The sequence below is a fragment of the Olleya sp. KJ81-1 genome (assembly GCF_055808135.1).
This window is the reverse complement of sequence record NZ_CM147854.1, coordinates 2,375,550-2,388,890: the sequence shown is the minus strand read 5'-3', so window position 1 is coordinate 2,388,890 and position 13,341 is coordinate 2,375,550. Positions and strand designations below refer to the sequence as shown.

At 36.3% G+C, this 13,341-nt stretch carries 2 protein-coding genes; both read left to right on the top strand.

Going from position 1 to position 13,341, the window contains the following annotated elements:
• Positions 1-79: 79 nt before the first annotated feature.
• A complete protein-coding gene (locus AC0L3M_RS11305) occupies positions 80-2,176 on the top strand; it encodes a M13 family metallopeptidase (RefSeq protein WP_473430808.1) in 2,097 nt (698 codons plus the stop codon).
• A 501-nt stretch (positions 2,177-2,677) separates the two neighbouring features.
• Entirely contained in the window at positions 2,678-13,330 is a 10,653-nt protein-coding gene (locus AC0L3M_RS11300; RefSeq protein WP_473430807.1) for a T9SS type B sorting domain-containing protein, read from the top strand.
• Positions 13,331-13,341 lie beyond the last annotated feature (11 nt).

Here is a 13,341-nt window from a genome sequence, read left to right as displayed (position 1 = left end):
CGCCTTACTACCAGCTAGTAGGCGCGTTTTTTATACCTTAAACAATTATTATACGCGTAATATAAACACTATCAAAAAAATGAAAATCAACCTTAAAAAATCAACTGTAATTGGTATAGTTGGCTGCTTAACCATCATGGGATGTAAAGAAGACAAGCCAGCGGAACCAACTGCAAAATTAGAAGTCGTTCCAGGAATCAATTTAGATTACATGGACAAGTCAACACAACCTAAAGAAGATTTCTTTAGATATGTAAACGGAAAATGGTTAGACAATAACGAGATTCCGGATGATCAAGCTACTTGGGGAAGTTTCCAAGAATTGCGTAAAAAAACAGATGCTGACGCTTTGGCAATTTTAAAAGCAGCAATGTCTGATAATAAAGATCTTGAAAACATTAAAGTATTACCAGGTTCTGACCAAGAAAAGGCAGTTTATTTTTACCAAACTATTATGGACACTATTGGTCGTAATAAGTTAGGTATTGAGCCAGTAAAACCATATTTAGCTAAAATTGAAGCTATAAAAAACATCGAAGACTTACAAGCTTACATGATCGAAATGGAGCCTCAAGGTGGAGGTGGTCTTTACGGATTTGGTGTAGGATCTGATCCTAAAGATAGTAACCGTAACGTTGCTTATTTAGGAGGAGGAAGTACAGGTTTACCAGACAGAGATTACTACATTAAGAATGATGCCGACTCAAAAGAAAAAAGAGAAAAGTATGTAGCACATATCACTAGAATGTTTCAATATTTGGGTGATGATGAAGCAACAGCTAAAACACAAGCAGAACAAATTTTAGCTTTCGAAACAAGATTAGAAGAAGCTAAAATGGATAAGGTAGATCGTCGTGACGCTCGTAAACGTTACAATCCAAGATCAATTGCAGAGGTTCAAAAAATGGTACCTGCAGTTAATTGGAAAAACTTTATTTCTGGTATAGGTGTAAAACAATTAGATACCGTTATCATAGGTGATCTAGGTTACTTTAACAGATTACAAGAAGTATTGGCTGATGGTAATGTTAGCGACTGGAAAGCTTACTTAAAGTGGCAAACATTTAATAGTGCTGCAGGTTATTTAAGTACAGATATTGAAACTGCTAACTGGGAGTTTTACGGTAAAGAATTGAATGGATCAAAAGCACAACGTCCAAGGGAAGAACGAGCTTTAGGTGCATTAAACGGTACCGTTGGAGAAGCTTTGGGTAAATTATATGTTGACAAAAAATTTCCAGCGGAAGCTAAAGTGAAAGCTAAAAAAATGATTGAAAATGTCATCTTAGCGTTTGAGAATCGTATAAATAAATTAGACTGGATGAGTCCAGAAACTAAACAAAAAGCAATCGAAAAACTTAAAGCAACTAAAGTTAAGATTGCTTATCCAGACAAATGGAAAGATTATTCCGAATTAAAGATTAATAGTGTAGAAGAAGGTGGATCTTATTTACAAAACTCTTTAAATGCTACTGCATGGAATTTTAAAGATGATATTCAAAAATTAGGAAAACCAGTTGACAAGTCAGAATGGTACATGGCTCCTCAAGTAGTAAATGCTTATTTTAATCCAGCTTACAACGAAATTGTTTTTCCAGCAGCTATTTTACAACCACCTTTCTATAATTATACTGCAGATGATGCTGTAAATTATGGAGGAATTGGAGCTGTAATTGGACATGAAATTTCACATAGTTTTGATGATTCAGGATCACGTTATGATAAAGATGGAAATCTTAACAATTGGTGGACAGATGAAGATTTAAAACAATTTGAAGGTTTAGGAAAAGCTTTATCTGATCAATATTCAGGTATTGAAGTATTACCAGAAACCAATATTAATGGTGCTTTTACATTAGGTGAAAACATTGGAGACTTAGGTGGTGTTTTAGCTGCTTATGATGCTTTACAAATGAGTTTTGAACAAAATGGAAGACCAGAAGATATTGATGGTTTTACAGCAGAACAACGTTTCTTTATGTCTTGGGCAACCGTTTGGAGAACCAAAATGCGCGATGATGCATTAAAAACTAGAATTAAAACAGATCCACATTCTCCAGGGATGACAAGAGCTGTGCAACCTTTATTAAATATAGATGCTTTTTATAAGGCTTTTAATATTAAAGAAGGAGATAAAATGTATATCGCACCAGAAGATCGTGTAAGAATTTGGTAAAGGTTTAGTAAGAAAATTCTTTTAAAAAAAAGGGCAACTATTTAGTTGTCCTTTTTTTTGTTGCTCTTTTTGTCGGATTTTTAACACGCTTCATCGAATTTAATTTTTAAACAACATAATGTATGATTGTCTTTCTTAAATTTTTAACATAATTGTATGTTAAATCTATTTTGTATAACCTGCATATTATTAAACGGTTAAACAAAATGGTTATTTAAATATCAAGAAATATGATCCCAAAAAACCTACTTTCCATTAGCCCGAACTATTTTATTTTAAAAAGTAAATTAAATCTATTGTGGGCGTTTAAGCAACAAGTTAATAGGCTTGTTTTCCAAAACAGATACACGATTTCATGTCATGAATCGTGCGCAACATTAAAATTTAAATTCTAAGTTTATGAAAAATAATTACATTAATTCTTTGACTTTTATAAATGCTTGGAGCAAAAAAAGTTTTTTACTTTTAGTAATTTTTACTTTGTGTTCTCTAACCACTTTGATGGCACAAGATTACGCAAATAGTGATTTTGAAGTTGATTATTATCCTCTTATTGGGTCTAATGCTGCAGGTGTAGGTATAGGTGCAGGTAACGAAGCTTTTAACGAAATTGGAATTACCGCATTAGGTTCAAATACCAATTCTTTAAAGGTAACAATGAATTTAGCTCCAGGAGTAAGTTACTCTGGTGGTTTAAGTATTACATCTCAGAATCCAATTGGTGCTTTTACTGTGACCGAATTTGATGTGTCCGATCCGTTTAATCCAATATTTGAAATAAATAAAGGAACAGCTGCAACTAACTGGTCACCAGGAGATTCGGTTTCCTTTACTTTTCAAAGGTCAGGTGATTGTAATGCGGTTGTACATTTTGAAGCAGAGGGATCATTTAAAGATGCTGTTATTTTAAATTATAATGGAGGTGTAGGCTTTGGAGAAGATACTAATCCAAATTCAGGAACTTACAATATAGTAGCACCTTCTTTACAAGTTCAAGCTCCAGTAATATCACTACCAGCTATTGTTGGTGGTATGCATACCAGAGAAGTTGTGGATGTTAATGCTGGTAATTCTGGTACTGTTCTTGGATATCATACTGTTTTATTAGGTTCTGAAATAGTAGACTATAAACTATATTATAATGGTGTAGAAATTGACCCTGTAGATGATACCGCTAATCCTTTGAGATTTAATTACGATATGACACAAGAACCATTTTTGTCAGGAAATGGAGCTTTTGAAAATGGAAATGGTGTTTTTGACGATACTGAATCTCTAGTTTTTACAGAGGAATTTAGCTTAATCAGTTGTGGTGGCTCAACAGCAGATACTAATGTAGAGCATAGAGCAGGTTGGGAATGTTATTTATCAGATCAAGTTGTAGGTTCTGTTCTTTTTGGAGGAGACTTACCAACATTAGTTTTTAATGTAATTGATAATCCTAGAGAGATTTGTGGAACAAATACTGTCAGAGTAGAGATAACAAATACAGGTTCTGGACCAGCAGCTTGGGCAAAAGATGTTAGATTGTCTTTTGGGTTGGGTTCAAATAATCAATTACTTAATATTGATTATAACAATAATAATCGTTGGTCTAGTGGGTATTATGATCAAAAAATATTCTCAAATTTTTATATTGGAGGTACAGATGTTTCTGCGAATATAACAGGATGGCAACCAGCAAGCGCGACTTATCAACCCTCTGGTGACACGCAAATGTTAGCAGAAGATACGTTGCTATCAGATCCCGATGGTCCAGGTGGTTTTTCAGATGTGGATGGAGATTTACGTTTTGACGATATTGCTGCAGGAGATACAGTAGTGTTAGAATACGATATAACTTTTATTGATGATGATGTTTTTTCTTGTTCATCAGGAGATGATAGATTACAAGATTGGGAACATATATTTCTTAATGCTATAGCAAGAACGCAATGTGACGTTTCAAGGATTGCTGGTACAGATTTAGGATATGGTAATATTGGTAGAGATTATCAAATACCTACTTTAAGAGAACAAGATACTGATACTACAGATGGTGCTATATTTGAATTAGCTATAAGTCCATATTTTATAAATGCAGGTACAGCTTATGATCATAATGGACATGCCATTTTAAATACAAATCCTGATAATGAGATGATTATTCAGTTAGATGTTCCAGCTGGAGTAAATCTAGCTCCAGGAGCAGATCCTCGTTTCACTCAACCAGTTCCGGGAGGTCCTGTATATTATACTACAACAGATTTGCAAAATGGTTACTCTAATCGTAATGGAGGTGCTACAGATGCAGATGAATTTGTGCGTTTTCCATTAATAGCAAATTGTGGAGTTGCTAATCCAATTGTTGTACCATATAAAACAACTTATAATTGGTACGACGTCCCAGGAGGAACTATTTGTAAAACAAATGATGTGCATTGTGATACATTTTTACCAGTATTATTACATAATTGTGATCCGTGTCAAGGTCCAAATATTACAGCTTTTGATTCTTATAGAATTACACCTGGTTATACAGATAATACAATGACGACGTTGGTAACTTTAGATCCAGCAATTCACGAATTAGATACATATTTAGCAGGTGATGATATGCGTGTAGTAGCAGAAGGATTTATGAACAGTTCTGCAGGTGGTATCGTCGGTGATGATTTACATTTTAGACAAAAATATGATTTACCAGCATCAGCAACATTAGGTCAAGAAACTATTAGTTTTATTGAAGGTCAAGTGTACTTTATTGATGCTTCAACAGGATTAACAACTGCAATTACTGCGTTGGATGCACCTGTTATTATACCAGATGGACCAGCAGTAGATAATAATTTTATCGCAGATTTTGACTTTTCTAATGCAATTGCTTTATTAGATTCTGGTACTGTTGATAATGGTGATCAGTTTTTTATACAAATGGATTGGCATTTTAAATTAGATACTTATTATGCTAATAATTATAATGTAATGGGCTTTAGAGGACGTTTCTTTACCATAGAGCCAGGACATGTTAATGCTAATTTAGCAGATGAGGTGACGTGTGATGATTGGGGAGATTCAGTAGAATTTACAAGACCTTTCCTTAGAACTGCTGGAAGAAGTGAAGTTATGGCAAATTGTGACGAAATTGCTGCTATAGATTATAATAATTATATAAGAGGTTCTATTGGACACTTACATCCAGGAGAATTTAGACCAATTACCGCTATTAAGCAAATTGATTATTATGTTCCGGATGGTTTAAGGATAATAGATGCCAGTCAACAAACAACGGAAGGTGTTTTTACTGCAAGTGATAATGAATTACTATTAACACAACAAGCAAATCCAAATCATTGGATAGCAACTCCTATTGCTGGAAGTGATTACAGAGATACTGATCAAAGAGGTACAGCTGCTTATAGAACAACACTTACTATTCAAGGAACTTGTGAATTAGAAGAAACAACTCAGATTGACGTTTTTACAACAATGGACTTATATCCATGGGCACATAATGTTTATGCAGATCCAGCAAAATATGGAGAAGATCTCTCTAGAATTCAAAATGTTGTTTTCTCGGATGATGGAATAGATGCTAATGATCTATTAAATGCTGCAGGAAATACTGATGCAGGTACTCCAATTGTTTTAAATTATTCACCACCAACTTATAACTTTCAACCATTAATTGGTTCAAGTACAGATGGATATGGTCCAGAGGCGTTTTTTGATCTACAAATTGTAAATACGTCAGGTTCGGCAATTGGTTTTCATTGGATCAAAGTTCCGGCTGGAGTGGTTACAGTTACTAATGCTAATATTGATGTTGCAGCGGATGGATCTGGTGGGACACCAGTAAATGTTGCAACAGATATTTTTATTGACGCAGATGGTAATGGTTATGTCAATGTAGGTGCAATTGCTGCAAATGGAACTAAAAATGTTCGTATTGCTGCAACATATGATACTTGTTTACAAAGTGATGTGGATTTTTACCTTGGTTACGATTGTGTAGCTTATCCAACAGATTATAGTTCAAATACAGATTTTTGTTATAAGGAAATAGCAACAATCTCATTAATACCTTCTTCAGCTTTAATTCAACAAATAATTACTACGCAACCAGGAGCATCCTCAGTAGATAACTGTACACCTTTTGAAATAGTATTAGAATATAATTCTGGTTTAAATGGAACAGTAGTTGATTTTATGTCAACATTAGAACCATTTGGAGGAACTTCTGCTTTGGATATTATTTCGGTAGAAGTACAATATCCTCTAGGAACAACACCTTGGACAGATGTAACTGGTGATGTAATTGATAATGGAATCTCTTATGTAGTAGATGTTACAAATCCAGCAATGGCTGAATTTGGTGGTTTGCCAGGTACAGGAGCAGTTGGTGCTAGCGGAAATGATAGAAAAGCGTTATTACGTTATACGTTACAAACAACTTGTGATTACGAATCTAATTCGACTATCAGCTTTAGAGTAAATGGTAATGCAGCCTGTGGAGATCCTGCTCAAGGGGATAATACAAAAATTTTAAGTGAAGGCATTATTATTAATGGATTAGAAGCTCCTTACAGAGCGTTTTCAGAATTAAGTATTACCGATCCAATTGATAATTGTGGTGCTAACTTTCTTGTAACACAAAAATCAACTGTCAGAGATATCCTTGGAAACCCTCCAGCTATTACTGGAACCGAAGATTTTGCAAGAGTATTAATACCAATAGGTTTAGAATACGTGCCAGGGACACTTCAAAATACTGGAGCAGGAACTGATCCAATAACCATTGAACTTGAATCTTCAAATGATATAATAGTTAGATATCCTCAAGGGATGACAAATGATGATTCGATAGAATTCTCATTTGAGGTGACACCAATAAATGGTATTTGTTCAGATGCAGCTTCAGTTAAAGTAAGTAATTACATTGAAAGTGCTGGTTCTGTTTGTGGTCCAGTCGGATCAGAATTTACTTGTACGGATGCGATAATTCAAACAGGTAGTGTAGATAGGGATGTTGCTATTCGTAAACCAAGACCAGCAGCTTTAAGTTCTTCAGAGGCTGTATTAACTGAAACGGTCTCTAATTATGGATATTCATTAGCTACTATCACTATAGATAATACAGGAGGATTAGAAATGCCTGCAGGAGCAGAGTACAATTTTTATTGCGCAGATGCTACTGGAGAGCCAACAGGATTAAGTATATACACTGGTAATCTTGTAGGTGCTATTCCAGCAGGAGGATCGTTAACAGAAGGAATCGAGTTTAATGGATCTGAAGCTTGTGACGAAGCTAATGGACTTGTTTTTGTAATGATACCTAGTGATGCTAACTGCATGTGTGGTCCTACGCAAATCCCTATGGCTTTAAGAAGAGCAGCAATCCAAGCAATGCCAGATGATTTTATAACAGCAGTTGATCAATCTATCGTGGCTAACTTATTTGAAATAAACGATGGGTTTGGAGAAGATCATGATGATGAAGATATTTTAGGAGAAGGTAATACAGTTGTATCTAACTATACGCAACCAGCTAATGGTACTGTAATAATAGATGATAGCGGAACAATGACCTTTATTCCTGCACCAGGTTGGTCTGGCGAAACTACGTTTGAGTATACTATTGAAGATGAAGACGGAAATGTAAGTACTACTACAGTAACTATTCGTATTCCAGATAGCCCAGTGGCAGTAGATGACGAAGATTTATTAAACACAGCAGGTCCTGTAACAATGGATACCTTGATTGGTGACAATGATATACCTAATACATTGGCAGATCCATCAAATACAATCGATCCAACTACAGTTAATTTTGTGGATCCAGATGCGACAGATAGTAATGGAGATGGATTTAATGATACTCTAGTTGTTGATAATGAAGGGACGTGGACAGTAGATGATACTGGAGCTGTAACTTTTACACCATTAACAGGTTTTACAGCAGATCCTACACCAATTAATTATGAAATAAATGATATTGGAGGTTTAACTTCTAATGAAGCTACACTTACTATTACCTACGTAATAGTTCCTCCTGTACCTCAAGATGATTATGATTTAGATAATGTTTCTGGTTCAACTGTAACTATTGATGTATTTGCAAATAATCAAGATCCAATGAATCCTAATCCTTTAGTAGATGCAGATGCAGATGGTTCTGTGGATGTTACAAGTGTAAGCCTTGTAATTCCTCCTGGAGCAACAGGTATTAATGTCGTAAATGGAAATGTAACTGGATTTAATGTGCCAGGTGAAGGTACATGGGATGTAAACCCTTTTACAGGAGAAACAAGTTTTATTCCTTTATCTACTTTTACAGGTAACCCGACACCAGTTGATTATACAATTCAAGATAATGATGGTAATGTTAATTTGCCTGCAGATAATGCAACAATAACAATTACATATCTATGTGATTTACCTATGCCAACTACACCAAATGCGATGCCAATATTTTGTGCGGCAGATGGAGGTAGAATTGCAGATTTAGTAGTTAATAATACACCAGCAGGAGCAACTGTGATATGGTATGATGCTGCGGGTAATGTGCTTTCTAATACAACACCTTTAACCGATGGGACACAATATTACGCTGGTTTTGCAGAAGCATCTCCTTCAACTTGTATTTCTGATGTTTCAGATAGATTAGAATTTACTGTGACAATAAACCCGGAACCAGAAGATCCAAATGGTGATACACACCAAGAATTTTGTGAATCTGAATTAGCGACTGCAACTTTAGCAGATTTAGAAGTAACAACAGATGGTCAAACGTTAACTTTAAATTATTATGATACTTTAGCTGATTATGAATCTGATCCTAAAGTGCCTTTACCAGAGACCACATTATTAAGTGCATTAACTGATAATTTAGTAGTTATTAGTCAATCTAATGCAGCAGGTTGTGAAAGTATCGATTTACTTACAGTAGTTGTGTCTTTTGAACCAGAAGCAAATCCAGGTTCAGATGCAACGGTAACAGCTAGTTGTGATACAGTTGATTTATTCGCCTTATTAGGAGGAGCTGATACTGGTGGAACATGGAGTCCAGATTTAGTAGGTGGTATTTTTGATCCAGCTATTAATAGCTCAGGAGTTTACACATATACAATTGTTGGAGTTGCACCATGTGGTAATGTATCTGCAGATGTAACCGTTACTAATGATTGGCCAACATCAGACTGTGATGGAGATGGTGTTACAAATGCACAAGAAGTTATAGATGGTACAAGTCCAAAAGATAGTTGTGACCTTATATATACTAATCAAGACACAACACCTGACGCTACATGGTTAGCAGCAGATTGTGATGGAGATGGCGTAACAAACGAAACAGAAGTTACTGATGGAACAGACCCAACCGATGGATGTGATTTCTTAACAGGAAGCATCACATTAGCAGGAAGTCCAGAATGGAGCGCATTAGATTGTGATAATGATGGATTAACCAATGGAGAAGAAGTTACAGAAGGGACAGACCCACAAGATCCAGATACAGATGGAGATGGAGTAATCGACGGAACAGAAGTTACTGATGGAACAGATCCATTAAACAACTGTGAGTTCGATCTAGACCATCAAACATTAACAGCAGATACGGCATGGGAAGATGCAGATTGCGATGGAGATGGAGTAACAAACGGACAAGAAGTAATAGACGGAACAGATCCATTAGATAATTGTGATTTTGAAGTTACAAGTCAAAATGCAACACCTGACGCTACATGGTTAGCAGCAGATTGTGATGGAGATGGCGTAACAAACGAAACAGAAGTTACTGATGGAACAGATCCAACTGATGGATGTGATTTCTTAACAGGAAGCATCACATTAGCAGGAAGTCCAGAATGGAGCGCATTAGATTGTGATAATGATGGATTAACCAATGGAGAAGAAATTACAGAAGGAACAGACCCACAAGATCCAGATACAGATGGAGATGGAGTAATTGACGGAACAGAAGTTGCTGATGGAACAAGTCCGACAGATGCATGTGATTTAGATATTACACATCAAACGGTAACACCTGATACGGCATGGGAAGATGCAGATTGCGATGGAGATGGCGTAACAAACGGACAAGAAGTAATAGATGGAACAGATCCATTAGATAATTGTGATTTTGAAGTTACAAGTCAAAATGCAACACCTGACGCTACATGGTTAGCAGCAGATTGTGATGGAGATGGCGTAACAAACGAAACAGAAGTTACTGATGGAACAGATCCAACTGATGGATGTGATTTCTTAACAGGAAGCATCACATTAGCAGGAAGTCCAGAATGGAGCGCATTAGATTGTGATAATGATGGATTAACCAATGGAGAAGAAATTACAGAAGGAACAGACCCACAAGATCCAGATACAGATGGAGATGGAGTAATTGACGGAACAGAAGTTGCTGATGGAACAAGTCCGACAGATGCATGTGATTTAGATATTACACATCAAACGGTAACACCTGATACGGCATGGGAAGATGCAGATTGCGATGGAGATGGCGTAACAAACGGACAAGAAGTAATAGATGGAACAGATCCATTAGATAATTGTGATTTTGAAGTTACAAGTCAAAATGCAACACCTGACGCTACATGGTTAGCAGCAGATTGTGATGGAGATGGCGTAACAAACGAAACAGAAGTTACTGATGGAACAGATCCAACTGATGGATGTGATTTCTTAACAGGAAGCATCACATTAGCAGGAAGTCCAGAATGGAGCGCATTAGATTGTGATAATGATGGATTAACCAATGGAGAAGAAGTTACAGAAGGGACAGACCCACAAGATCCAGATACAGATGGAGATGGAGTAATCGACGGAACAGAAGTTACTGATGGAACAGATCCATTAAACAACTGTGAGTTCGATCTAGACCATCAAACATTAACAGCAGATACGGCATGGGAAGATGCAGATTGCGATGGAGATGGAGTAACAAACGGACAAGAAGTAATAGACGGAACAGATCCATTAGATAATTGTGATTTTGAAGTTACAAGTCAAAATGCAACACCTGACGCTACATGGTTAGCAGCAGATTGTGATGGAGATGGCGTAACAAACGAAACAGAAGTTACTGATGGAACAGATCCAACTGATGGATGTGATTTCTTAACAGGAAGCATCACATTAGCAGGAAGTCCAGAATGGAGCGCATTAGATTGTGATAATGATGGATTAACCAATGGAGAAGAAATTACAGAAGGAACAGACCCACAAGATCCAGATACAGATGGAGATGGAGTAATTGACGGAACAGAAGTTGCTGATGGAACAAGTCCGACAGATGCATGTGATTTAGATATTACACATCAAACGGTAACACCTGATACGGCATGGGAAGATGCAGATTGCGATGGAGATGGCGTAACAAACGGACAAGAAGTAATAGATGGAACAGATCCATTAGATAATTGTGATTTTGAAGTTACAAGTCAAAATGCAACACCTGACGCTACATGGTTAGCAGCAGATTGTGATGGAGATGGCGTAACAAACGAAACAGAAGTTATTGACGGAACAGACCCAACTGATGGATGTGATTTCTTAACAGGAAGCATCACATTAGCAGGAAGTCCAGAATGGAGCGCATTAGATTGTGATAATGATGGATTAACCAATGGAGAAGAAATTACAGAAGGAACAGACCCACAAGATCCAGATACAGATGGAGATGGAGTAATTGACGGAACAGAAGTTGCTGATGGAACAGATCCATTAAACAACTGTGAGTTCGATCTAGACCATCAAACGTTAACAGCAGATACTGCATGGGAAGATGCAGATTGCGATGGTGATGGAGTAACAAATGAAGATGAAGTAGCCGATGGTACAGATCCATTAGACCCTTGTGATTTAGTTTATACAAGTCAAACGGAGCCAGTTGGAACTATTTGGTTAGATGCAGATTGTGATGGTGATGGAGTTGCTAATGGGCAAGAAGTTATAGATGGAACAGATCCAACCGATGGATGTGATTTCTTAACAGGAAGTATCACATTAGCAGCAAGTCCAGAATGGAACGCATTAGATTGTGATAACGATGGTTTAAATAATGGAGATGAGATTGATTTAGGAACAGACCCACAAGATCCAGATACAGATGGCGATGGAGTAATTGATGGTACAGAAGTCACTGATGGAACGGAACCATTAGACAATTGCGATTTTGATTTAATACACCAGACCTTAACACCAGATGCGACTTGGTTATTAGCTGATTGTGATGGTGATGGAGTGACTAATGAACAAGAATTAGAGGACGGAACAGATGCGTTAGATCCATGTGATTACGAAGTGTCAAATCAAGATGTTTTATTTGTAAGTCCAGAATGGGAAGCTATTGATTGTGATGGTGATGGAGTAACTAACGGAGACGAAATATTAGATGGTACTGATCCATTAGATGTTTGTGATTTTATATTTACTAGTCAAACACTACCTGTAGATGTACAGTTTACCTCTTCAGATTGTGATGGAGATGGTGTAAGTAACGGTCAAGAGATAGAAGACGGAACAGATCCAACAGATCCTTGCGACTTTATTGTGTCAAGCCAAGATGTAGTAGCATCTGATGAATTCAATAATAGTGACTGCGATGGTGATGGTGTTTCAAATGGAGATGAAATAATAGATGGTACAGATCCTTTAGATCCTTGTGATTATGAGTTTACAAGTCAATTAATTGATTATGATACTCAAGAAGTATTAGGAGTAAGTGACGAATGGTTACTTTTAGATTGTGATGGAGACACTGTTTTAAATGGAGATGAAATTTCAGATAATAATGGTAACGGAATTCCGGATTATGATGAATTCAATAATAATGATCCAAATTCTCCAGATGACCTTGAAATATTTGATATAATGACACCAAATGGTGACGGACTAAATGATGTATTTGTTATAAGTGGTATAGAGCAATATCCAGATAATACATTAATTATTTACAACCGTTGGGGAGTTAAAGTGTATGACGTTGATGGATATGGAACAGGTGGAAGATTCTTTAGAGGTGTATCTGAAGGTAGAGTTACTGTTAAAGAAGATGATATGCTTCCTGTAGGTACTTACTATTACGTGTTAACGTACATTAATAAACAAGGTAAGTCAGTACAAAAAGCTGGACCATTATATTTAAATAGAAAATAAATTATCTAATA

Excerpts from the sequence above, each read along its gene's own strand:
- AC0L3M_RS11305 (WP_473430808.1), top strand. The coding sequence starts at position 80 with ATGAAAATCAACCTTAAAAAATCAACTGTAATTGGTATAGTTGGCTGC.
- AC0L3M_RS11300 (WP_473430807.1), top strand. The coding sequence starts at position 2,678 with ATGGCACAAGATTACGCAAATAGTGATTTTGAAGTTGATTATTATCCT.